The 23,072-nt window shown below is 59.0% G+C and carries 23 protein-coding genes; 12 read left to right on the forward strand and 11 right to left on the reverse strand.

Annotated features, from left to right (window positions below):
- Positions 1 to 9 precede the first annotated feature (9 nt).
- Genes ACO07N_RS09905 through ACO07N_RS09915 form a run of 3 tightly spaced genes read left to right on the forward strand, consistent with a single transcriptional unit; the run spans position 10 to position 2,668 of the window.
- Entirely contained in the window at positions 10 to 933 is a 924-nt protein-coding gene (locus ACO07N_RS09905) for a LysR substrate-binding domain-containing protein (RefSeq protein WP_319385249.1), read from the forward strand.
- 37 nt (positions 934 to 970) lie between these two features.
- Positions 971 to 1,888, forward strand: a complete 918-nt coding sequence (yegS, locus tag ACO07N_RS09910) for a lipid kinase YegS (protein WP_421980857.1) — start codon at positions 971 to 973, stop codon at positions 1,886 to 1,888.
- A gap of 45 nt (positions 1,889 to 1,933) precedes the next feature.
- Positions 1,934 to 2,668, forward strand: a complete 735-nt coding sequence (locus ACO07N_RS09915; protein ID WP_421980858.1) for a hypothetical protein — start codon at positions 1,934 to 1,936, stop codon at positions 2,666 to 2,668.
- Between the two features lie 30 nt (positions 2,669 to 2,698).
- Here the strand turns inward: ACO07N_RS09915 and ACO07N_RS09920 are convergent, their stop codons facing one another.
- Positions 2,699 to 3,448, reverse strand: coding sequence for a hypothetical protein (locus ACO07N_RS09920; RefSeq protein ID WP_421980859.1), 750 nt, complete (start codon positions 3,446 to 3,448; stop codon positions 2,699 to 2,701).
- 333 nt (positions 3,449 to 3,781) lie between these two features.
- Here ACO07N_RS09920 and gmd point away from each other — a divergent pair, with 333 nt between their 5' ends.
- The 3 genes from gmd to ACO07N_RS09935 all read left to right on the forward strand — a co-directional run bounded on the left by gmd (position 3,782) and on the right by ACO07N_RS09935 (position 6,946).
- Positions 3,782 to 4,864 carry a GDP-mannose 4,6-dehydratase gene (gene gmd, locus ACO07N_RS09925; protein WP_421980860.1) on the forward strand — a complete coding sequence of 361 codons (1,083 nt, stop codon included), beginning with the start codon at positions 3,782 to 3,784 and terminating at the stop codon, positions 4,862 to 4,864.
- A gap of 12 nt (positions 4,865 to 4,876) precedes the next feature.
- The gene (gene fcl, locus ACO07N_RS09930) at positions 4,877 to 5,866 is read left to right on the forward strand and encodes a GDP-L-fucose synthase (RefSeq protein ID WP_421980861.1); all 990 of its coding nucleotides are present in this window, start codon (positions 4,877 to 4,879) and stop codon (positions 5,864 to 5,866) included.
- Between the two features lie 93 nt (positions 5,867 to 5,959).
- Entirely contained in the window at positions 5,960 to 6,946 is a 987-nt protein-coding gene (locus tag ACO07N_RS09935) for a glycosyltransferase family 10 domain-containing protein (RefSeq protein WP_421980862.1), read from the forward strand.
- A gap of 72 nt (positions 6,947 to 7,018) precedes the next feature.
- On the opposite strand, the gene ACO07N_RS09940 is transcribed toward ACO07N_RS09935, so the two are convergent.
- Complete coding sequence (locus ACO07N_RS09940; protein WP_421980863.1) at positions 7,019 to 7,726, reverse strand: FkbM family methyltransferase; 708 nt, start codon at positions 7,724 to 7,726, stop codon at positions 7,019 to 7,021.
- Positions 7,727 to 8,200: 474 nt separating this feature from the next.
- Between ACO07N_RS09940 and ACO07N_RS09945 the strand changes: the two genes are divergently transcribed.
- From ACO07N_RS09945 to ACO07N_RS09965, 5 genes are read left to right on the forward strand one after another with little or no spacing between them, the layout of a single operon-like run.
- A complete protein-coding gene (locus tag ACO07N_RS09945; protein WP_421980864.1) occupies positions 8,201 to 9,052 on the forward strand; it encodes a thiamine pyrophosphate-dependent dehydrogenase E1 component subunit alpha in 852 nt (283 codons plus the stop codon).
- Entirely contained in the window at positions 9,049 to 10,053 is a 1,005-nt protein-coding gene (locus ACO07N_RS09950) for an alpha-ketoacid dehydrogenase subunit beta (RefSeq protein WP_421980865.1), read from the forward strand. Before ACO07N_RS09945 ends, ACO07N_RS09950 begins: the two co-directional genes overlap by 4 nt.
- Positions 10,050 to 11,132 (forward strand): biotin/lipoyl-containing protein, encoded by a 1,083-nt coding sequence (locus ACO07N_RS09955; protein WP_421980866.1) that lies wholly within the window; start codon positions 10,050 to 10,052, stop codon positions 11,130 to 11,132. The genes ACO07N_RS09950 and ACO07N_RS09955 overlap by 4 nt, the downstream gene beginning before the upstream one ends.
- Positions 11,133 to 11,150: 18 nt before the next feature.
- Positions 11,151 to 11,930 carry a TylF/MycF/NovP-related O-methyltransferase gene (locus tag ACO07N_RS09960; RefSeq protein WP_421980867.1) on the forward strand — a complete coding sequence of 260 codons (780 nt, stop codon included), beginning with the start codon at positions 11,151 to 11,153 and terminating at the stop codon, positions 11,928 to 11,930.
- Positions 11,931 to 11,955: 25 nt separating this feature from the next.
- Positions 11,956 to 12,741, forward strand: a complete 786-nt coding sequence (locus ACO07N_RS09965; protein WP_421980868.1) for a cephalosporin hydroxylase family protein — start codon at positions 11,956 to 11,958, stop codon at positions 12,739 to 12,741.
- A gap of 16 nt (positions 12,742 to 12,757) precedes the next feature.
- On the opposite strand, the gene ACO07N_RS09970 is transcribed toward ACO07N_RS09965, so the two are convergent.
- The 5 genes from ACO07N_RS09970 to rfbF are packed head-to-tail and all read right to left on the reverse strand — an operon-like array spanning position 12,758 to position 17,448.
- Positions 12,758 to 13,864: a DegT/DnrJ/EryC1/StrS family aminotransferase gene (locus ACO07N_RS09970; RefSeq protein ID WP_421980869.1), complete on the reverse strand. Its 1,107-nt coding sequence runs from the start codon at positions 13,862 to 13,864 to the stop codon at positions 12,758 to 12,760.
- Positions 13,861 to 15,090 carry a methyltransferase domain-containing protein gene (locus ACO07N_RS09975; protein ID WP_421980870.1) on the reverse strand — a complete coding sequence of 410 codons (1,230 nt, stop codon included), beginning with the start codon at positions 15,088 to 15,090 and terminating at the stop codon, positions 13,861 to 13,863. The genes ACO07N_RS09970 and ACO07N_RS09975 overlap by 4 nt, the downstream gene beginning before the upstream one ends.
- On the reverse strand, positions 15,087 to 15,632 hold the full coding sequence (rfbC, locus tag ACO07N_RS09980; RefSeq protein ID WP_421980871.1) for a dTDP-4-dehydrorhamnose 3,5-epimerase: 546 nt from the start codon (positions 15,630 to 15,632) through the stop codon (positions 15,087 to 15,089). Before rfbC ends, ACO07N_RS09975 begins: the two co-directional genes overlap by 4 nt.
- Positions 15,629 to 16,678 (reverse strand): CDP-glucose 4,6-dehydratase, encoded by a 1,050-nt coding sequence (gene rfbG / locus ACO07N_RS09985; RefSeq protein ID WP_421980872.1) that lies wholly within the window; start codon positions 16,676 to 16,678, stop codon positions 15,629 to 15,631. Before rfbG ends, rfbC begins: the two co-directional genes overlap by 4 nt.
- Before the next feature lie 5 nt (positions 16,679 to 16,683).
- Positions 16,684 to 17,448, reverse strand: a complete 765-nt coding sequence (gene rfbF / locus ACO07N_RS09990; protein ID WP_421980873.1) for a glucose-1-phosphate cytidylyltransferase — start codon at positions 17,446 to 17,448, stop codon at positions 16,684 to 16,686.
- A gap of 211 nt (positions 17,449 to 17,659) precedes the next feature.
- Between rfbF and ACO07N_RS09995 the strand changes: the two genes are divergently transcribed.
- Complete coding sequence (locus tag ACO07N_RS09995; RefSeq protein ID WP_421980874.1) at positions 17,660 to 18,937, forward strand: glycosyltransferase family 2 protein; 1,278 nt, start codon at positions 17,660 to 17,662, stop codon at positions 18,935 to 18,937.
- A 40-nt stretch (positions 18,938 to 18,977) separates the two neighbouring features.
- On the opposite strand, the gene ACO07N_RS10000 is transcribed toward ACO07N_RS09995, so the two are convergent.
- The 4 genes from ACO07N_RS10000 to ACO07N_RS10015 form a co-directional block, all read right to left on the reverse strand.
- Positions 18,978 to 19,886: a sulfotransferase family 2 domain-containing protein gene (locus tag ACO07N_RS10000; protein WP_421980875.1), complete on the reverse strand. Its 909-nt coding sequence runs from the start codon at positions 19,884 to 19,886 to the stop codon at positions 18,978 to 18,980.
- Positions 19,887 to 20,199: 313 nt separating this feature from the next.
- On the reverse strand, positions 20,200 to 21,018 hold the full coding sequence (locus ACO07N_RS10005) for a phytanoyl-CoA dioxygenase family protein (protein WP_421980876.1): 819 nt from the start codon (positions 21,016 to 21,018) through the stop codon (positions 20,200 to 20,202).
- 2 nt (positions 21,019 to 21,020) lie between these two features.
- The gene (locus ACO07N_RS10010; protein WP_421980877.1) at positions 21,021 to 21,800 is read right to left on the reverse strand and encodes a TylF/MycF/NovP-related O-methyltransferase; all 780 of its coding nucleotides are present in this window, start codon (positions 21,798 to 21,800) and stop codon (positions 21,021 to 21,023) included.
- Positions 21,801 to 22,049: 249 nt separating this feature from the next.
- Positions 22,050 to 23,069: a hypothetical protein gene (locus ACO07N_RS10015; protein ID WP_421980878.1), complete on the reverse strand. Its 1,020-nt coding sequence runs from the start codon at positions 23,067 to 23,069 to the stop codon at positions 22,050 to 22,052.
- Positions 23,070 to 23,072: the final 3 nt, after the last annotated feature.

A 23,072-nucleotide genomic window follows, 5' to 3' on the forward strand; every position in this document is an offset into this window, starting at 1 on the left:
GGATTTTGAATGAGACGCGCCTTTATTCCTTCTGCCGACACGCTGATTGCCTTTGAATGCGCTGCGCGCCATTTGAGCTTCACGCGTGCGGCCGAGGAACTGCACCTGACGCAAGGCGCGATCTCAAAGCAGGTCCGGCACCTGGAAACCAGGCTTGGCGTGGAGCTTTTCAGGAGGGTGCGCCAGCGCATTGTCCTGACCGATGCAGGGCGAATCTATCTTCACGACATTCGCGGCGCCCTGGAGCAGATGACATCCGCGACGCGCCAGGTGATGTCCTATGCGGGCAGCGCGGATGTCCTCAATCTTGCGGTTCTGCCGACATTCGGAACGCGCTGGCTGGCGCCGCGCCTGGCGGAGTTCGGCCGAAAATATCCCGATGCGGGCCTCAATCTGAGTGTCCGTCTGCAGCCGTTCGATTTCGATGAGGAACCGTTCGACGGGGCCATCCATCACGGTGATCCGGTCTGGGCGGGCGCAATTGCGGAACGGCTCTTTGCCGAGGAAGTCATTCCTGTTTCCTCCCGCGCCTTCAAGGAGCGGCATGACATCCGTTCGCCGCAGGACCTGGCCCGTGTCCCCCGTCTGCAGCTTGCGACACGGCCGCTGGCATGGCGGCAATGGTTCGACCTCGCCGGGGTCGAAACAGATACCGCCTTTCAGGGCGCGCGTTTCGAACAATTCGTCATGATCTCGGAAGCGGCGATACATCATGCCGGGGCGGCCCTGATGCCGAAACTGTTCATCGAGGATGAACTGGCATCCGGCCGACTTGTGCGCCTGTTCGATCTTTCACTTGATCAGCAGACCGCCTACTACTTCGTTTATCCCGAGGGCCGGACCATGCGGCCCGTCGTGTCCGCTTTCCGGAAGTGGTTGACGGAAGAAGCCGAAACCGCTCGGGTAAGACGGGAGACAATGCTTCCCGAATGAGCCGTGGTTCGGCGAGGTGCGATGTGACTGGAGCGTTATGAGACAGACGGAAAAACAGCATCTCCGGGTGATCCTGAACGGAAAGTCCGCGGGCCGGACCGATATCCGCGCAGCCATCAGCGCAGTGCGCGACATGGGCCATGACGTGTCGGTGCGGGTGACTTACGAGGCCGGCGACACCGCGCGCCTTGCACGGGAAGCCCTTGCCGACCACGGGTCCGAGCGGATCGACACGCTGGTGAGCGGCGGTGGCGACGGCACCATTCACGAAGTGGTCGACAGCGTTCTGCATGAACTCGGCACCGGCGACAGGCCCCCGTTTTCGTTCGCCGTCTTGCCGCTCGGAACAGCCAACGACTTTGCGCGTCATATCCGGCTGGACCCGGCGGATGTATCCGCCTGCCTGCGCTTTGCGGCGCGGGCGGGCGCCAAGCCGACGGATGTCGGTGAGGTCAATGGATGCTGTTTCGTCAACATGGCGACGGGCGGCTTCGGGACCCAGGTGACATCACAGACCGACCCGAACCTGAAACGGGTGCTGGGCGGGGCTGCCTATCTGTTCACCGGCCTGCACCGTTTTTCGGAATTGTCGGCATGCGAAGGCCGGATCGAGGCCGAGGATTTTGCATGGGAGGGGGCCTTCATCGCGCTTGCCATCGGCAACGGCCGCAGGGCCGGGGGCGGCATCCGGCTTTGCCCGCGCGCCAAGCTGGATGACGGTCTGCTCGACCTCACGATCATTCCGTTCCCGAAGTCCGGAAAGGTGTCGGACCTGCTGGCGACGCTGCTGGAGAGCGGCGTTGACGGCATGAAACACGGCATCGTGCAGCGCAAGGCGCGCAACATCGAAATCCGGACAGCGAAAACGGTTCAGTTCAACCTGGATGGCGAGCCCATGAATGGACAGGATTGGAAGATTGGGATAAGGCAGCACCAGATAGACATGCGGCGCTGACCGCACCGGAACGGCCCGGCCGACGAAGAAGATCCAGACGCCAACATGGACGAGTACCAGCTCAAGAACCTCCTGAAATTCGCTCTTCCGCGTTTCGGGATCGTCCCCCGGAAACACCTTCTGGTGCACATCCCGAAGAACGGCGGCATGGCAATCCGCGAGGCGCCGGCGCTGAAGGACAGGATCGTCATCGCCCATCGAAGACGCCTCGTCAGCAAAGCCTATGCCGATGACCTCAAGGGCTACATGGCGTCAAACGGGATGCACCCCGGATACGAACACGCGCGTTTGAGGGATATCGACATATCCGTTCGCAAGGGCACGATACCTTTCGCCGTCATCCGCAACCCATGGGCCCGGACCTTTTCCCGGTTCAAGTTCTACATCCAGACACGGCAGAGCCACGAACTCGACTTGCAGATGACCAGGAGCGATTTCGCTCGATTTCTCGAGACGCGGCACGAGTGGGGGCAAAAGGATTTTTTCTGGCACCGGGCATCGCTGGGCTGGTACCCGCAACACGACTACCTGGTCGATGAGGCGGGAAACATTGCCGTCGATATACTGCGCCAGGAACATCTCGGCCGGGAAGTGGCGGATTACTTTGGCATTCCGGACAGCCTGGAGCGCAAGAACGTTTCAAAGAACGCCGGTTCCGATTTCAGGGACTTCTACGACGAGACCAGCATTCGGATCGTCGCCGACTGGTACGCCACGGAAATAGATGTGTTCGGCTTCGATTTCGATACCCCGGCACAAAGGGCGACCCGGTTCTCATAGCCGTCGCCGTGCCGAACATCCGCCGTCCGCTCAGCTCTGCTCGGGCTTGACCCAAACACTGGATCCGTCTTCGACCGTCTTCGTGATACCGCGTTCGTCGCGATGCTGCCGGCCGATGTCGCGTGCCACATATTCACGCCGTTTGCCGATAAACCTGTTCCTGAATTTCGACGTGAAGCTGTTCAGGGCCGGGTTCAGATAGTTCAGCTGCTTTTCGGGATCCAGTGTCTCGTCCAGCAGCTCCGAGCAGCGCAGCGCAAATTCCCGGCGCACGAAACTCGGGCTTGTCGTGAAGATCGGGCGTTTCTTGTTGACGCTCTTGCCGAAGTCGCGGCCCAGAACCACGAACCGGCTCGGCTCATAGTGAAATCTCGACCGGTACCCCCAGTTCTTTTCGCGGGTCATGAGCGTGATCTGGGCAACGCGCCGCTCGTGTGCAGCCGTGAATTCCTCGCTTGTCACCTCCCGTTCAAGCATCCAGTCGTCTTCCAGGTGAAAACACCACGCGCTCCGGGGCTGGCTCCAGAGCCATTTTACGGCACGGGTGAAGTGCGGTTTTTCGGGCGTGCGCGTGACGACATTTTTAAAGACGCTCCGGCAGATTGCCTCGCAGGCGGCCACTTCGTCGGGACCGCCTTCAAAGGGGTCGATGTTGACGAAGCAGGTTTGCAGTTCGAAATTCTTGAAAAGAAACGCAGAAAAGCTCTTGAGCGTTGTCTCGAGCAGCGCTGGGCGCGCACCGGAAACGAGAGTGACATCCAGATCTGGTTTCAGGGACATTAATCCATCTGGCGAAAAACGGGTTGGGGCCGGTTCGTTCATGGCCGGCCGCAAGGATGACCACCTTATGCCAAGGGCAAGAAGAGAAATCCAGTGGAACTTGTGAGGGTCTTCGGGGTCAGGGAAAGATATATCGGGACCGTCGTTGCCGGGTGGATATCAGGCCAACCCCGCTTGCTCACGGTAATTGAAGGCATTCAGAGGGAGATGGACATGCCGGGTTTTGTTGCTTCTGAAGGCCGCTTGCGTTAACTGGGCGGACCGAGCCGAACGCGAACGTGAGTTCCAACGGATCGACGACCAGAAGCGGACCCAACGAAAAGCAACGAGCAAATGACCAAAACCGCCCTCGTGACCGGAATAACAGGCCAAGACGGTGCATATCTCGCGGAACTTCTGCTGGGCAAGGGATACACCGTCCACGGGATCAAGCGCCGGTCCTCCTCCTTCAATACCGGCAGGATTGACCACCTGTATCAGGACCCTCATGAGAGCGACGTCAGGCTGCACCTGCACTATGGCGACATGACGGACGCGACCAATCTGATCCGCATCATGCAGGAAGTCCAGCCCGACGAGGTCTATAACCTTGCCGCCCAGAGCCACGTTCAGGTTTCCTTCGAGACGCCCGAATATACCGGAAATGCGGATGCGCTCGGAACACTGCGTCTCCTCGAGGCGATCCGGCTGCTCAACCTGACACAGAAGACCCGGTTCTATCAGGCGTCCACATCGGAGCTTTACGGCAAGGTCCAGGAAATTCCGCAGTCGGAAACGACGCCCTTTTATCCGCGCAGTCCCTACGCTGCGGCCAAGCTCTACGGATACTGGATCGTGGTGAACTACCGCGAGGCCTATGGCATCCATGCCAGCAACGGGATCCTGTTCAACCACGAAAGCCCGATCCGCGGCGAAACCTTCGTGACCCGCAAGATCACCCGCGCGGTCGCGGCCATCAAGCTCGGGCTGCAGGACCAGTTGTTCCTGGGGAACCTGGACGCGGAGCGGGATTGGGGACATGCCAGGGACTATGTCGAAGGCATGTGGCGGATCCTGCAGCAAGACAAATCCGATGACTATGTTCTGGCAACCGGAGAAAAGCACTCCGTACGCGAGTTCGTCGATATGGCGTTTGCGGAAGTGGACGTGACGGTCAGGTGGGAAGGAACCGGCGTTGATGAGAAGGGGTTCGACGCGGACACCGGCAAACTGCTCGTCTCTGTTGACCCCCGCTACTTCCGCCCGACCGAGGTCGACCTGCTGATCGGCGACGCCAGCAAGGCCCAGCGCGTGCTCGGATGGGCGCCGCAGACGTCCTTCGAAGATATGGTGCGGCAAATGGTGCGCTCCGATCTGGAAGCCCTGCCGCGGGAGCTGAGCGGCCGCGGATTGCCGGCGATCAAGGACGGGCAATGAAGGGCAGGCTGCATGCAGGCGAATGACCGGAAGGGACATGAGGTCCCGAACAAGTGCGGCCTTGCAGGCAAGCGCATTTTTGTCGCTGGCCACAATGGCATGGTCGGTAGCGCGATCGTGCGTCGCCTCCAGGCGGAAAACTGCGAGATCCTGACGGCAGACCGCAAGGAGCTTGATCTCAAGCAGCAGGCCTCCGTCGACGCCTGGATGGAGAAGACGCGGCCCGACCTCGTCTTTCTGGCAGCCGCGAAAGTCGGCGGCATCGCGGCCAACGATACGCGTCCGGCAGACTTTCTATACGACAATCTGATGATCGAAGCGAACCTCATTGAGGCCTCCTTTCGCGTTGGCGTTGAGAAACTCCTGTTTCTTGGGTCGTCATGCATCTATCCGAAATTCGCCGATCAGCCGATCGTGGAAGACTCTCTCCTGACCGGTCCGCTGGAACCGACCAACGAATGGTATGCGATCGCGAAGATCGCCGGCATCAAGCTGGCACAGGCCTATCGCAAGCAGCATGGCTGCGATTTCATCTCCGCAATGCCGACCAATCTTTACGGACCGGGCGACAATTTCGACCTGGAGACCAGTCATGTGCTCCCGGCTCTCATCCGCAAGGCGCATGAGGCGAAGCTGCGGGGAGACAGGGAACTTGTCATGTGGGGAACCGGTTCGCCCAGACGGGAATTCCTGCACGCGGACGACTGCGCGGATGCCCTGGTATTCCTCATGGAGAACTACTCCGGGTATGAACACGTCAATGTCGGCAGCGGAACGGACTGTTCCATCCTGGACCTGACGAAGCTGGTCTGCCGCGTGGTCGGGTTCGAAGGCGAAATCACGCACGACCTCAGCAAGCCGGACGGCACGCCGCGCAAGCTCATGGACGGCAGCAAGCTCAAGGCCATGGGCTGGCAACCGCAGCGCGCCCTGGAAGACGGGATCAAAACGACCTACGAGTGGTTTCTGTGGGCTGAACAGGTCCGCACTGCGACCGCTTAGAGAGAGACCAGAAACGGCGTTTTTCAAAAACGCGCGTTGGGGAGACAGGGCAGCCGTGAACCGAAAGTGCGAAATCAAGGTCAGGAGGCACGCTTGATCAGGGCCGGGTTCGTTTCATCGGCGCCGCAATGGCATTGGGAACGCCAGTTTCCAGGATCCCGGCCGGTCTGGGACGATGTCGAATTCGTCTTTTCAGGCGGCTTCGATAACTGCGACATCGTCTTCGTCTACGACGCCGTACCCGATGACCTGTCAGGCCGTCTGAGTGCGCTGCGCAGCATGTTCATTGCCTCCGAGCCGGCAAGCGTGAAAACCTACCACCACGGCTTCCTGGCGCAATTCGACCGTGTCCTGACGACGGACAGAAGCACGCGGCATCCAAATGTCATCTTCGGGCAATTGGCATTGCCATGGCATGTCGGTGTCCGGGACAAGACCGGCGCCATGCTGGCAGAGCCGATGACACTGGATGATTTCGAGGGGTTTCAGCCCGCCAAGACGAAATCGGTCTCCGTCGTCACATCGAACAAGGCATTTACGGAAGGCCACCGAGCCCGTCTGGAATTCGTGCGCAGGCTGAAGGCCTATTTCGGAGACGAGATTGATCTCTTTGGCCGGAACATAAACGACTTCGGCGACAAGCTGGAAGTGCTCTCCGCGTACCGGTATCACATTGCGATCGAGAACAGCAGTTATGACGACTACTGGACGGAGAAACTGTCGGATCCGTTCCTCACGAATACATACCCCATCTATTACGGCTGTTCGAACATCTCGCAGTACTTCGACCTGCGCGCTGTTTCACCTTTCGACCTTGCCGACGAAGACGGCGCAATCGAAACGATCAAGCGGCTGATCGAATCGGACGAGGCGGAACGCGTCGGCGAGCACATGCGCGAAGCGAAGCGGAAGGTTCTCCGCGAGTACAACATCTTCGCCGTTCTGGCCAAGGCAGCAACGACGGGATGGAGTGGCGCGGCCGGGCGAAGGCACAGCCTCTTTGCTGAAAAGGAGCATGTGAAAAACAAGACGCGCTTCAAACTGAGGAAGATGATCAGCGCGGCGAGAAACAGGCTTTGATCCGCCTGGTCGGCGCAATCCTTGCAAGGTTCGTTTCGTGAAAGGCCCGGCCGCCGGCGCTCGAAACGGTAGCTACCTGCTCCAGTTTTCCCAGACGAACGTGTAGCACCAGTCGCATTTGTGGGTTTCGCTCAGCTTCTTCAAGATCGCCCGGCGCATCTTCTTTGCATCCTTGATGAAGGTGTGGAACTGCACCTGGATGTTGTCGATTTCGGTGATCATCGGATCCGACATCATGTGCGGCAGCAGATCAAACTCGCCGCCCTCGATATTGATCTTGATGAGATCGATGTGGTCGACCTCAAGTTCCCGCACGACCTCCGAGAATTTCCGGATGGAAACCGACGTTGACGCGTCCTCCGGCTGGCCGAGTTTGGTCGAGGACGCATCGGCGGCATCCGAAAGACTGACCGTCTCGTTCAGGTGGCCCAGGCCGAAATTGAAACATCTGACCTTGTCGTTGTTTTCGAAACGCGCGACGCACGCGTCGTAAAAGTCCTTGCTTGGCTCGAATACGTAGACATGGCAGTTGTAGCGGTCCGAGATCTTGTCCGCGAAATCACCCTGGTAACCACCGACATCAAAGACCACCGAGGTTTCGTTCAGGTCGTAGTCGAGCCGCAGCGTTTCGTCTCCCTTGTCCGCGAACCACCTGCGAACTTCCGTTGGGAACGGGTCGCGCAGGATCCAGACGCGATACGCCCGCTTCGCCTTGTTGGTCAGCTTGCGGACCTTTCGCTGGAAGTAGGTCTCGCCGGCATTGCCTGAAGTGTTGGACATGGACGTCGCGCTCGATGCTGTCTTTGATACCGCAGTGGGTGAAAGGTGTGTCTCGCTACGATGGCAATGCGCTGCGATCAAGTGGTTTTTGAAGATTGTTTGAAGATTCGGGAGGTCAAGCCAATTGCAAACGCGCTCATCCCGGACCGTGTTGTGCAACACGTGCATGTAGGCAGGTGACCGCCGCTGCACGGCTCAAAACGAAAGCCGCGCCGGTCTCGAACGTTCTCCAACGGCAATTTGCCGACAATTCGGGGCAAAGGTAGTTGACAAGTCGCGCGCGAAGAGGCCTAAGCACAGGCTAATCTGTCCCCGCCGGTGCAGGTTCCATCCTCGGCGGCGCGAAGTCTTTTTCACACGGTGCATGAAAAGCGGGTGCAGCGGTCGGGAACGCACTGTCAACGACACATTGCTGCGCATGCCGGAACTGGAATGTCGAGAACGAGCGATTCATCGGAGATTTTTCTCCGCCGGATGATCACGATAAGGAAACTCGAAGAGCGGTTGCTGGAGCTGTTCTCGAGTGGACGGCTTGCCGGCACAGTGCATACCTGCATCGGGCAGGAGGCCTGTGCGGTCGGCATCGCATCCGCTCTGGATCTTGACCGCGACATCGTCTTTTCAAACCACCGCGGCCACGGTCACTACATCGCATATAGCGATGACGTCGAGGGCCTGATCGCAGAGGTGATGGGCCATCCGGACGGGGTCTGCGGAGGCATCGGCGGCAGCCAGCATGTCCAGCTCCGGAATTTCTATACCAACGGGATACAGGGTGCGGGTGCCCCGATCGTGGTCGGCATGGCGCTGGCCGAAAAACTGAAGGGAACCGGCAGCGTCGCCGTCGTGAACCTGGGGGACGGAACCTTCGGCGAAGGCGCCCTCTACGAGGCAATGAACATCGCTTCGCTGTGGGACGTCCCGATGATTTTTTCCGTTGAACACAACCGGTATGCCCAGACGACACCGTTTGAGCTGCAGCATGCCGGTGATCTGTCCGGCCGCGGCGAAGCCTTCGGCATCGAGACCCATCGATTGGACGGCATGGACGTGCATGCGGTCGCAGAGGCGGCATCCGGCGCGGTGGCACGGGCCCGCTCCAGCATGCGCCCGCAGCTGATCTTCATGGAAACCTACAGATTTGCGCCGCACTCCAAGGGCGACGATTTCCGCGACCGGAGCGAGATCGAACGGTACCGGCAAAGGGATCCGATCAATCTGCTCGCCAGGCAGGCCGGGCTGGAGGCGCAGGTCGGCGAGATCGAAGCGGAGGTCAAGGAGCGCCTCGACGGCATCGTTCACCGGCTTTCGGAGGATCGCCCGTGACGCTCTACATTGACAGCGTGAGAGACGCGCTGGACCGCTGCCTGGCTTCGGATCCCACGGTACACGTGATCGGCGAGGATATTCTTGATCCCTACGGCGGCGCGTTCAAGGCGACGAAGGGTCTGTCGACGAAGTATCCGGAGCGCCTGCACACGACCCCGATTTCCGAAAGCGCCATTGTCGGCGTTGCGACCGGCATGGCAATGCGCGGATTGCGGCCGGTGGCCGAGATCATGTTCGGCGATTTCATGACGCTTTGCGTCGACCAGATCGTGAACAGCGCAGCGAAGTTTCCGCTGATGTACGGCGAAAAGGTCAAGGTGCCGACCGTGATCAGGACGCCCGTCGGCGGCGCGCGCGGATACGGACCGACCCACAGCCAGAGCCTTGAAAAGCTGTTTTTCGGCGTTCCGGGTCGCGATGTCGTCGCCCCCAGCCGCCTTCACAATCCAGGCGATCTGCTGGAGAAGGTGATCCTGAAAAGCGAGGTTCCGACGCTTTTCGTGGAAGACAAAGGGGACTATCCGCAGCACCTTTATCCTGACGCCTTTTCCCGCTTGTCGGTGACGGAAATCGAGGGCAAGGGCAAGCTTCCGACGGTAATTGCGGCCAACTTTCCGGAAAACGCCGTTCCCGACGTTGCGATCGTCGGATACGGGGGGGCCGCTTCGTTGTCGGCAGCCGTCCTTGATGAGCTGGCGGATGAGGAAATCCACGGTGTCCTGATCGCGCCTGCCTGCATCAACGACATCGAGACGCTTGACAAGGCCATCGGGCAGATACCAAGGAATGTGCCGGTCCTGATCGCCGAACAGGGGACGCTGGGATTTGGCTGGGCCGGCGAGGTCATGGCGCGCATGCTGGAAAGCGGAGCACCGCCCAAGCAGGTTGTGCGCCTTGCGGCCAGACCTGTCGCCATTCCGGCCGCCCGGCATCTGGAAGCGGATGTGATCCTGAACGAAGCGGCGATCAAAAACGCGATTTTCGAGGTCCTGTCATGACCACTGACATTTGTGTGCCCTTTCTGGGGGTCAACGACACGGAAGCCCAGCTTCAAGACTGGTTGGTGAACCCCGGAGACAGGGTTTCCCCGGGCGATGACCTTTGTATCCTGGAAACGACGAAGGCGACGATTGAAGTGTCCGCGGAAGTCGAAGGTTTCGTCTTCCCGCTCGCGCAGGAGGGAGACACCCTGAAGGTCGATCAGGTCATAGGCTTCTGCTCGGAAGATCCCCGATTTGATCTTGAGGGCCACCTTGCAGCGCTTGCCGAGGCATCATCGTCGATCCCGGCGCCGACCAAGAAGGCGGAACTGCTGATCGCCAGAAACGGTCTCGATCTCGGGAGTGTCCAGGAATTCGCGGGCGACAACCGGGTCACCGAACAGGCCGTTCTGGATTTCATGGCCAGGGACGTCGGAGACAAGGCGCGCCTTGGGTTCGATACGGGCACCCGCGTCGGTATCATCGGCGGCGTTTCCGGGGGCGGTGCACTAATCGTTGCGGACGCGCTCGCCCGGATCCCCGCACTCCATGCGGCGGCAATCTACGACCGCGATGACCGGTTTCACGGCAAGTCCGTGCTCGGGCTACCGGTGGCCGGCAATCTGGACATGTTCCTGAGCGACGTGTCGGACGGAAAGGTCGACGCGGGCGTTCTTGCTTTCAACAGCAATCTGGAAGAACGCGATCGCGTTTTCAATTCACTGGTCGAACAGGGCGTGCGTTTCGTCAACGTCATCGATCCGAGCGCTGACATCCGGTCCGGCGTCGAACTGGGCGTTGGAAACGTTATTCTGGGACATGTCTATATCGGTGCGGGAAGCCGCCTGAAGGACAACAATTTCGTGTCGGCGAATGTTGCGCTTGAACATGGCAACGTTCTGGGATCGAGTTGTGCCTTTGGTCCGGGTGTCTTCACCTCCGGAAATGTTTCGATTGGCAACAGGGTAAGATTCGGAACGGGTATTTTTGTCGAACCGGGTCTCAGCATAGGCGACGACAGTGTGATCGGTTCGGGCCGGACGATTGTGACCGGCATCAAGGCGAATACCAGGCTCACCTCACAAGCCAAGGCTTGAACTGCAAGGAACGACAAGGTGTCGAACGAAGAATTCTCCCTCCGCGATCCAAAGAACCAGAACTCGAATGAGCATCGGTACCGGGAAGACATCGGCCCGTATTTCGAGCAGTCGCGCGGGACGACGTTGAACAAGCTCGAAAACTTCACCCGCTTCGTGCCGCGACAGACGCTTGCTCTGTTTCTGGCGAAGAACGCGCTCTTCGAGCAGATCGTCAACGTACATGGGTCGATCGTCGAGTGCGGCGTGTTCATGGGCGGCGGGCTGTTTACCTGGGCGCAGCTCAGCGCAATCTACGAGCCGGTGAACCACAACAGGAAAATCATCGGCTTCGACACGTTCGACGGGTTTCCCGAACTCACCGAAAAAGACGGGGCGAACGAGAACGGAGACGGGGAGTTGTCTCATCGCAAGACCGGGGGCTATCGCTTTGATGGTGAGGAGGAACTGCGCGCGGGCGTCAAACTCTATGATCAGAACCGCCTTGTTGGCCACGTCAACAAGATGGAACTGGTAAAGGGGGACGCGCTGCAGACGATTCCCGAATATGTCGAAGACAACCCGCACACGGTCGTGTCGCTGCTTTATCTTGATTTTGATCTGTTCGAGCCCACCATTGCCGCGCTGAAAGCCTTTTTGCCGCGCATGCCGAAAGGGGCCGTGATCGCGTTCGACGAACTGAACCAGTCCTACTGGCCCGGCGAAACACTTGCCGTGATGGAAGCGGTCGGCCTGAACAATCTGCAGGTCAGGCGGTTTCCGTTTACGCCGGCGCTGTCCTACGCAGTCATCGATTGATCGTTAAGAGGAATTCGAGGTTTTTATGTCCGATCCGTATCATCAGTTCCTCAACGAGGTCTCCGGGAACATCGCCGCCCTCGGCGAAGACCGCGCGCTGCATCAAAAGACCCGCGACTGGCTGCTCCACTCCGCCATTCACAAGTACTCGTACAACTTCTCCTGGCTCGGCAGGCCGATAATCCAGTATCCGCAGGATATCGTCGCCTTTCAGGAACTGGTCTGGCAGGTCAAACCCGACCTGATCATTGAAACGGGCATCGCGCACGGCGGATCACTGATCCTGTCCGCGTCCCTGCTGGCAATGATCGATCTTTGCGAGGCAACCGAAAGCGGAGAGCTCCTCGATCCCCGCAAACCCAAGCGCACCGTGCTCGGGATCGATATCGATATCCGGCCGCACAACAGGGCCTTCATTGAAGCCCACCCGATGTCGGCACGGATTGACATGCTGGAAGGGTCGTCGGTCGATGAGGGGATCCTGTCGCAGGTGCGCGCCGCAGCCGGCTGGAAGGGAAAGGTCCTCGTGTCCCTGGACAGCAACCACACCCACGAGCATGTCCTCGCCGAACTTGAAGCCTATGCGCCGCTGGTCACCAGGGACAGCTATTGCTGCGTTTTCGACACGGTGATCGAGGACCTGCCGCCCGAGCTCATTCATGACCGGCCCTGGAAAAAGGGCGACAATCCCAAGACAGCCGTCTGGGCGTTCCTGGAACAGCATCCCGAATTCGAAATCGACAAGTCGATCGAGGACAAGCTGCAGATCACCGTCGCGCCCGACGGGTTCCTGCGCAGGACCGCGGACTAGGGTCAGGCCGTTGTTTTCAGCGTAGGAATGACCTGACGACGTCGGCCACGCGGTCGATATCCGCGTCGCTCATGTCGTGATAGCTGGGCAGGTTCACGGCCCTTTCCGGAACATCCCATGCAACGGCGTTTTGCTTTTCGGGCGTGAACATCGGCAGGGAGGAAAGCGGATAGAAGAAGACCCGGGCATCGATGCTGGTCTTCTTGAATTCTTCCAGAAGCATGTCCCGCGTGACGCCCAGATCCCGGTCAAACACGACCGTCGGCATCCACGCGCCGTTTACGGTTCCGGGAGGTTCGGGGTTCAGCTGAAGACCCTGATAGGTCTCCAGTTTTTCCCGGTATTTCGAAAAAATCTCGCGTTTGCGCGCAATCAGGTCGTCGATCCGCTCCACCTGGGCAAGCCCGATGGCTGCCTGAATGTTGGACATCTTGTACTTGAAGCCGAGTTCGTCGGGCCAGAACTGTTTGGGCTGGCTCCGGGACCTGCCGTGGTTGGACAGGGTCAGCACCTTTTCGAAGAGACCGGTGTCCGACGTTACGAACATGCCGCCTTCACCGGTCGTGAGTGTTTTCGTGCCGTGGAACGAAAAGGTACCGAACGTGCCGATCGATCCGGCGCGCCGACCCTGGTACTGGCTTCCGATGGCCTCCGCCGCATCCTCGATCAGGTAGAGGCCGCGCTCTGCAGCGATCTGCTGCAAGCGCCCGACATCGCAGAGATTTCCGTATAGGTGCACCGCGAGAATTGCCTTCGTGCGCTCCGTGATGGCCGCCTCGACCTTGTCCGGGTCCAGGCACCAGCTTACCGGATCGATATCGACGAACACCGGCGTCGCGCCGAGATGCCGGACGGGCGCAACCGAGGCGATCCAGTTCGTGTCGGCAAGGATGACCTCGTCGCCCGGGCCGATACCGAGGGCGGCCAGGCCCATATGCAGTGCGCCGGTACAGCTGGACGTCGCGATTGCGTGTCCCGTTCCCAGGTGCGCCGCGAAGGCCGTCTCGAATTTCTTGAGATAGTCATAGCAGCGCTCACCCCAGCCGTTTGCGGCGGCGTCGGTTGCATACGCGACTTCCCGGTCCGTGATGGACGGCTTTGTATACGCGATACGGTTTGTCATGAGAGTCTGAGTTCTGGAACTGCCGTGACGAACTTTACCGTGTCGGGCAGTTGCCCGGCAAGTTGCGAGCGCACTTCGGCGGCGATGTTCCATGGCAGGATCAGGACGTAGTCGACGTGCCGCTCGCTGAGCATGTCGGGCGGGAAGATCGGGATGTGGCTGCCGGGCAGGAACTTTCCCTGTTTTGCAGGAGCCGCATCGCAAACGAACGAGACCAGGTCCGGCCGCACGCCCGAGAAGTTAAGCAGGGTATTGCCTTTGGCCGCCGCTCCGTAGGCCGCAACCTTCTTGCCGTTCCGTTTGGCATCCAGCAGAAATTCCAGCAACTGGTCCTTGATGTTCTCCGCGCGCTGCTGAAAGTTCTCGTAGAAGTCCGGGGTGGTCATCCCCCGGTCGTTCTCTTCCGCCAGGAGACGCTGCAATGCGTCGCTATCGCGATGTCCGCTGTTGGAATGACATCCGTAGATCCGCAGGCTGCCCCCATGGGTCGGCAATTCCTCGACATCGAACACCCTGAGACCCGCCGCGGCAAAAATCCGGCTGACGGTTCCCAGCGAGAGATAGGAAAAGTGCTCGTGATAAACCGTGTCGAACTGGCAGAATTCGACCAGCCTCATCAGGTGCGGAAACTCCAGTGTGATAACGCCGTCCGGTTTCAGAAGCTGTTTCAGTCCCTTGGTGAAGTCGTTGATGTCGGGAACATGGGCATAGACGTTGTTCCCGATGATGAGATCGGCTTGTCTGCTGTCATCCGCGAGTTTGAGGGCAAGGGCTTCGCCGAAGAACTCCTGCAGGACATTGACACCGAGGGCTTCCGCCGCCTGTGCCGTGGAACGGGTCGGTTCGATGCCCAGTGACGGGATGCCGGTCTCGACGAAGTTTCGCAGCAGATACCCGTCATTGGACGCGACCTCGACAACGAAACTGTCCTGCCCGAGGCCGAGGCGCTTCGTGATCATCTCGCTGTAATGCGCCGCGTGGGTCAGCCACCCTTTGGACGTCGAGGAGAAATAGGCGTAGTCGTTTGCGAACAGGCTCTCGGCGTCCGTGTAGTCTTGCGTCTGAACCAGAAAACATGTGTCGCAGACCATCAGCCGGAGCGGATAGGTGACCTCCGGTGCAGACAGGTCGGAGGCTTCGAGATAGGCGTTCGACGGCGGGGCATATCCGAGGTCGAGAAACTCGCGGTGAAGCTTCGTTCCGCAATGGCGGCAGGTTTGAGTCATGCAATGGGTTCCACCTGGGAAAGGGGCGGCAGGGACTTGTCGCGGTCTGACAGGGTGCCGATCTCCAGAGGCCAGACGATGCCGACATCCGGATCGCTGAACAGCAAGCCGCCTTCGTGTTGCGGGCTATAGCTCTTGGAATGAAAATACAACAGCTCCGCGTCATCGGTCAGGGTCTGGAACCCGTGGGCGAAACCTTCGGGAACATAGATCATCTCGCCCCCCTCCGCAGTGAGCGTCACCGAGGTCCAGCCACCGTAGGTTGGCGAGCCTTGCCGCAGATCGACAATCACGTCGAAGACGGCTCCCTGCATGCATTTGACCAGTTTGGCATCGGCCTCAGGGGGGCGCTGGAAGTGCATGCCGCGCACCGTGCCATTCGTTGCGCTGTGCGAGACATTGCATTGCGACCAGTCTTTCGAAAGCCCGTGAGCGGCAAACTCCTCTTCGCAAAACAGGCGGGCGAAAAAGCCGCGGCTGTCGCCCTTGCGTTCGAGATCGAGCCTGTAGGCGCCTTCAAGGGGAAGCGGCGTGAACTTCATGATCCTGTCTCGAAAGCTGCAATCTGCGCCTGGCAAATCTGGGCTGCGTCGCTTCCGCCCGCGACCTGCCGGTACCATTCAACCGTCATTTCGACTGCGCGCTCGAACGACCACACGGGTTTCCAGCCGAGTTCGCTCTTTGCCTTTTCGATCGTGAGCGACAACCGGCCCGCCTCGTGGGCTGCCCCGGGGTCGCTCGCATCGATCCAATTGCCGGGCCAGTGAGACAGGATGGTTTCGACCAGGGTTTCAACCGGGCTCACATCGGAAAGCTCCGGCCCGAAATTATACGCGGTTTCGAATGCCGCACCGGGTTTTGAGCCGTGCAGTTTTTCTGCCAGCAGCAGGTACCCGTGCAACGGATCGAGCACATGCTGCCACGGCCGTATCGAAGCGGGATTGCGGATCTCGATCGGTCGCCCGGACATGAGTGCGCGGATGATATCGGGAACCAGGCGGTCTTCCGCCCAGTCGCCGCCACCGATCACGTTACCGGCACGCGCGGTCGCTATTTTCAGATGACTGTCGCCAAAGGACCGGCGCCAGCTGGCCGATACGAGTTCGGTTGCGGCCTTGGAAGCCGAGTAGGGGTCATGGCCGCCAAGGGCGTCGTTCTCGCGGTAGGCGTGCGGCCATTCATGGTTTTCGTAAACCTTGTCTGTCGTCACGATGACGGCAGTGATCGGGGCAGACAGGCTTCGGAGCGCCTCGAGGAGATGTGCCGTGCCCATGACATTCGTTGCCCAGGTTCCGACCGGGTCGCGATAGGACCGGCGAACAAGGGACTGGGCCGCCAGGTGCAGGACGATCTCCGGCCGTGCCGCTTCGACGGCCTCGGCAACAGCGGCTGCGTCCCGCACGTCGACGAAGTCGCCCGGCATTCGCGACTTGAGCTGCAACCGGGTAAACAGGCTGCCGTCATCTTCGGGCGGGAGGGCCAGCCCGGTGACGTGAGCGCCGCGCCCCAGGAGAAGTTCACACAGCCAGGCTCCCTTGAAGCCGGTGTGTCCCGTAACCAGAACCCGCTTGTCTTGCCAAAAACCCATGGGTGTCACCAGACCTTCCAGGGAGCGCTTCCGGACTGCCAGTGCTTTTCCAGCTGCATCTTGTCACGAAGCGTGTCCATCGCGGCCCAGAAGCCGTCATGCCTGTAGACACCGAGTTGCCCGTCTCGCGCAAGGCTCTCCAGCGGTTCGGCTTCCCACGGAACATCGTCCCCGTCGATCCGGTCGAGCACACTCGGCTCGCAGACGAAGTATCCGCCATTGATCCATTGGCCGTCGCCCTGGGGTTTTTCAAGGAAATTCGTGACGCGGCCGTTCGATATTTCGAGTGCTCCGTACCTGCCGGGGGGCTGGATGGACGTCACGGTCGCGTCCAGGCCGGAGGCCCTGTGATGGTTGACCAGACTTGCGATATTCACGTCCGCGACCCCGTCGCCATATGTCAGGCAGAACGTGTCGTCGATGTGGTCCGCGACGCGCTTGATCCGTCCGCCGGTCATGGTCGCATCGCCGGTGTCGACGAGCGTGACCTTCCAGGGTTCCGCCTGCTGCCTGTGCACTTCCATCCGGTTTTCGCCCATGTGAAAGGTCACATCGGACATGTGCAGGAAATAGTTGGCGAAATATTCCTTGATCACGTAGCCCTTGTAGCCGCAGCAAATGACAAACTCGGTGAACCCGTTGGCGGCATAGATTTTCATGATGTGCCAGAGAATGGGACGCCCACCGATTTCGATCATCGGTTTGGGCCGCAGATGGGACTCTTCGCTGATCCGCGTTCCCAGTCCGCCCGCAAGAATCACAACTTTCATGGCTATCCCACATCCAATTCAATGGGGCGACTTGTACATGTTTGCCTTTGAAAGTAAAGCGCGCCCGCTGCGCGCAAACACCGCCAAAAAATCGGTGATCCGGCTGCATTTTTAACTGGTGTAGCTGCTAGGACCTGCGCTATCTCACACGGTATTGACGCTGGGTCGCTTTGCGGCCTGAGCGCTCGGCAAAACGGGTTGTGATGCCAGCATGAAAATCAGCATAATTATTCCGACGCGCGAGAGGGCGACCTATCTCGGCGCGGCAATTCAGTCCGCATTGGCAATCGAAGATGACCACATCGAGCTGATTGTCAGCAACAATGCGAGCAGTGACCAGACGGAAGACGTCGTGAAGGCGTTTGACGATCCGCGCCTGAATTACATCAGGACGGAGAAACGCATTTCGATGCGTCAGAACTTTCAGTTCGCGCTGGATCGGGCGTCAGGTGACTACATCCTGTTCATAGGAGATGACGACGCAGTCCTGCCAGGCCAGTTTCCGGCGCTGCGCACGATTCTCGAGACTCACAAGCCGGACAGCCTGAGCTGGCCGCGCCTGGCCTACAGGTGGCCCGAGGACACGTCGGCACGCAAGTTCGGACGGGTGCGCATGACCGATGGCAACACGTTCGGTGCCGTCCGCAAAGTGCCGGCCAGGGAGCCGAAAGAGGCCTTGCTGTCTGCATCGGTGACCTGGGATGACAGTTTCCCGGCGCTCTATCATGGCATCGTGTCGCGCGCCTGCGTCGACAGGCTGACGCTGCCGCAGTCCGAGTTTTTCCAGTCTCACGTGCCGGACATCTATTTTTCCTATCTCGGAATTGTCGAGGAAATCGACCATGTCCATGCGGATCACCCGTTCACGCTCAGCGGATCGAGCCCCGCCAGCACCGGTTCCTCGACGCGGAATCAGAAGAATGATTTTTCAAAAGGCAGTCCGGCCGCAATGTTCGTCAGCGAAGCCGCCCGCGATCCGTTTCAGGACCCGGTCGTGATCGGAAGCGGTATTCCCGCCGGCGTTTTCCAGGTGCTTGAAGCGGTTCTGGCCGCCTTCCCGGAGGAAGCGGACAAGGTGGACAATGTCGCCTGGTACAAATTCGTCTTGAAAGGGTCCGCGTCTCATCCCGAAGCAAGCCGGAAGGTCATCGCGGCCAACCTCGCGGAGCATGCACGGCGCAAGGGATTGTCGGCTGAGCTCGAACGTATCGTCAGCGACGTCAGTCGGGAAGCGGGGCAAGCAGCCGAAGAACCGGCCGAAACCGCTGAAAACGCAGGCAAGGGCTGGTTTGAAAAACGGATAAATAGCTGGAAGGAAAAGAGAAAAACGCTCAAGTTTTTTGGAGCGGAGACGGCGCTCAATGCCGCGAACATGGTTGATGCGGTGCTGACCAAGGACTACCAGAGCGTTCTGGCGGGAAACAAACCCCGGTCCAGGGCCTGGAAAGACGCGAAAAAAAGATCACGGGCCTTGCGGGCCGGGCGATGAAGAACAACCGTGGCGGCCTGCCGGAGCGCCCCGTTTCCAGCTAGTTTGTTGTGGTGCCCGGAAACTCCAGAGGGTAGTCGAACCTGGTGAAGTCTTCCCGGTAGGCGGTTTGAACCCGTTTGACGAGATCGCTGGTCCACAAGGACCCATACGCATGCGAGCCTGTTGTATTGACGGCCGTTTTTCTCGGACTGAACAACTGCGCGTCGACGCCGAGCCTGTCCGCGACCGGTTTGATGTCCTCGTTCAGCGTCTCAAGCTTGGCAACATGAATGGACGGAACCGATTTGGGCACGTTTGCCGACATCAGGTTCCAATGATTGTTCAGCATCTTTTTCGATGTTGCGCAGGCATATTTTATGAACTGATCGAAAGTGATCGCATTGTTGGAAACATAGGTATCCGGCTGCGTGAACTGGTTGTTCTTCCGGTATTGCTTCATGAAATGGTCGTCCGGAGCGTCCCACGGAACGCCCGCGAACTTGTCTGAATAACAGGATTGCAGCCTGAGATAAGGGTTCCTCACAACCGTGAACATCAGCGTTTCGGGATCGCGCAACATCTTGCAGAATCCTTCAGGGCCAATCATCTCCGGCGATTTCAGGCCGGAAGACTCTCTGCGGTGGTAAAGGTAGAACTGGTCCTTGAAGTCGTGGCCATAGCACACGTTCGACAAGATCGACTTGACGGTGCTGCAGCCTGCCTTTGAGACTTCAACATAGATCAGCTTGTACTCCGGAACGACATTGAAGAAGTAGTTCATCCCGTAGACATGTCTGTCGATGTAGTGATAGTCGCGGGTGGATGCGTCGGCCGTCAGCAGGTTGTAGAGGTTTCTGCTGTAGAAAATGCGTCTTTGCACGAACGTCGGAAAGTTCGTGTTCTTCTTGATGTATTTGCCGATTCCCAACATCAGGTTCTGTTGCCGCGTGTCTTGAAGTGGTGCCAAGCTGCGCTTCTAGTTCAATCACGACAGGAGCGTCCACTGTTTTTTGTGCATTGCTGCAATGCCGGAGCAAACTATGCAGACGCGGGAAATCGGCAACATTCCGCGAGATCTCGCAAGAGCAGGCAACAACCTGATGCAAGGTTGTTTCGCAGGCGTATGAACGCGCTCGCCTTCCAGGTTCAAAATTTGAAGTGCACTGGATCTGCGACCGGCAAACCATGGTCTTGGAGGTTCGCCGGTCACGGATCAGGAAGCCGCCCGGAAGAGACCGGATGGGCCTGGCACAGGCGCAGTCAAGGGAACGCGCACTGCCTCAATCGACATATTCCGCGTGGTCCATGTGAAAGGCGCGTCCCTCGAGTTGCCCAACGGGCCAGCCTCTTTCGATCGCGTCCTCATTGTCGAAGTTGCCCATGCGAAACTGGGTCGTAACCCGCACCGGTTCGGTTTTTTGCGGCACGCTTCTGTGAACGGTCAGACCGGAAAAGACCAGCATGTCTCCCACGTCGAGACTTGGTATGGAACTGGCGTATTTGGAAAAGTCAATGTCGTGGTTGATCGACAGGGTTTTGGCGCCGTTCTTGTTTTCGTTCATCGGGTCCAGCATCTTCGCCCGCCTCAAGCCGTCGAGATGTGAGCCGTCCAGCAGTTCGACCGCACCGTCCTTGTCCAGGTCGGTAAAGGGGATCCAGAACACGATGGAATCCTGCGAAAGCTGGATGTAGTGGTAGTCCTGGTGCCAATCGAAGAGAAACTTCTCTTCGCCGAGGAAATCGATCCTGGTTCCGGTATACGGGCAGACATTGATCATGCCGATGTCCTGGAAGAGTTTCCGGTAGACCTCCTCGAACTTTGCCCCCAGCTGCATTTTCTGCAGCGACTGCAAATGCCTCAGTGACCGGTACACAGCGCCAAGGCCGGCACGGTCTGTCTTGAACAGATCGACGAGCAGCTCGAGATCGACCCGGTTTTCAAGTGGTTTGAGTTCGCCCTGCGTCTTGCCCGCTTTCAGGAGCAGAAGCCGATTGAAATCGCTGTAAAAGGACGAAAGCTCTTCGGCACTCAGGAAGCCTTTGAGAACGGCCCATCCCTTTTCCTGAAAATGCGCGACGTCGCTGTTTGAGAGGGTCAATGTCAGCTCCAGGGTTTGAAGAAATACGCGGACGGCGTGGAGGTCCAGGAAAACGTCTTGATGTCGGGCTGAGGCAGCTTTCTTTCTTCGAAGAAGACTTCCAGCGCGGAACTTTCTCCGCCCCACTCCATCATGGCGTATTCGTCCAGAACGATCAGCCCGCCCGGAACGACCCGGTCGTAGAGGTGGTCCAGCGCGGTTTTGGTCGGCTTGAAGACGTCGACATCCAGATGAAGCAGGGAAATGCGCAGCCCCGGGTTCTCTTCAACATATTGCGGAACCGTTTCGAGGATGTCCCCGTCGATCAGGAAGCATCTCTTCGACGCCTGCACGAACTGGTCGTTCTGATGAAGCATCATCAGCTCGTCGAAGGCGCCCTTGAAACCTTCCGACTTCCAGCCCCCATCCACTTTCGAGCGGCCCGGATACTCCGGCCCGTCCTCTTCCGTCAGGCGCAGGCCCTTGAAATCGTCGAAGCCGATGACGTGCCGGATACGGTCGCCCGGATGGAAGATTTCCAGGAACTTGTGAAAAGCGAAGAAGCTGTTGCCCTGGTAGACGCCGCATTCGACGATGGAACCCGGTTTGTCGGCGATGAGCTTGTAGAGTTCGTAGTGGGCAAGGAAACGGGTGACGTTGATCCTGCGCGTGTAGATCGCAAAGGATTCCAGGACGTCTCGGAGCGGAATATCGTATTTTGCAATGATTGCCTCGAGCGTTTTCCAGTTATCCTGGCCTGCTTTCCCGCCGTAGAGTTCCGCTTCGGGCTTATCAACTGCCATTGTTTTCTCCTGTTTCGAATTGTTTCCAAGTGGGTTTTGTTCACGTGACGCTTGTCTGATGGCAGTCAGTTCGCAGTCTTCTATCTCTTCGTGCGATGGAAGCGGCAAAAATCAGCCAGAGTCAATGGGTGTTGGGGGCGCTCCCCAACAAGCGCAGAGCCGGATGTTCCTTCAGGGAATGTATTCGCTTCGCACGTTGGCGGCGCACCCCGGTTTCCATCAGGTCTGCCTGTCGATGATTGGGCGAAATCAGAGCTCCATCGCGTAGATCTTGTTCTTTCTCAAGAAGTCCTTGGTGAGGTTCCTGGCGCAAAGCTTGCTCAGCGTTTCGTCTCCGCGAAACTTGAGCGCATATGCCAGGACGCCCCACACGACATCGGTAAATTCGCCGTTGAAGTGCGCAAGGAAATGAGGCCGGGCCACGAACCAGTCACAAACCAGCGCCACGTTCTCCGCGATCTGGTCTTCCGTGTAGTCGAAGGCAACGTTCTGATCAACGATGTCGGCGGGAATCTTCTCATGCAGGCGCAAGTGAACCGTACCGCCTTCATAAACGGAGTGAATTTCGGCGATCCCGTTTCTCAGGAGGTCCGCGGTCATCATCCAGTGCCACGGCAGCCGGCATCGTTCGAAATCCTGGAGGATAAGCCACGATCCTTCTGGAAGCAGGCTTTCAGCGATGACCGGAAATGTCGCCTGCCACAAGTCCAGCGATTTGGCCGAGTCCAGGTGAACGACTTCAACACTGTCGGTTTTCGAATAGGGCGCGAAATCCACGGACAGATCCAGTTGCACCGGATCAACAAATTCCGAAAAGTCGCGGTTCAGGTGCCGAAACAGGTCCAGGTCGTTGGCAGCACCGCGGGATTTCTTGACGTATTCCTTGATTGCGGGATGCTTCGCGAAAGCCTCCAGCGAATACCCGCCGAAGAGATCAAACCCCTTGATCGCACGATGCGCCACGGCGGCGTTGTCTTTCAATCCGCGGGCCATGCAGTAGGTCGACCCGCCGGCGGCGGTTCCGACATCCCAGATCTCACCGTCACCACGATAGTGGGTCGCGCAGAGCCGATACAATCCCATCCGCTCGTTGAGCGAGGTCTGGCTCGGCAGCTCTTCGAGCTCCGATTCGACCTCGTCATTCTTGTGCAGGTTGCCCAGTTTGTGGCTCAGCGCGTCAAAGGCCTGCATGTCCGCCCGTCCGCCCGGAAGCAACAACCGCGGATTGGCGAACTTTTTCAGCGTGTCCGATACTTTCTTGTTCGTCATATT

The sequence above is a fragment of the Roseibium sp. genome (genome assembly GCF_965229775.1).
In the GTDB taxonomy this organism is placed as follows: domain Bacteria; phylum Pseudomonadota; class Alphaproteobacteria; order Rhizobiales; family Stappiaceae; genus Roseibium.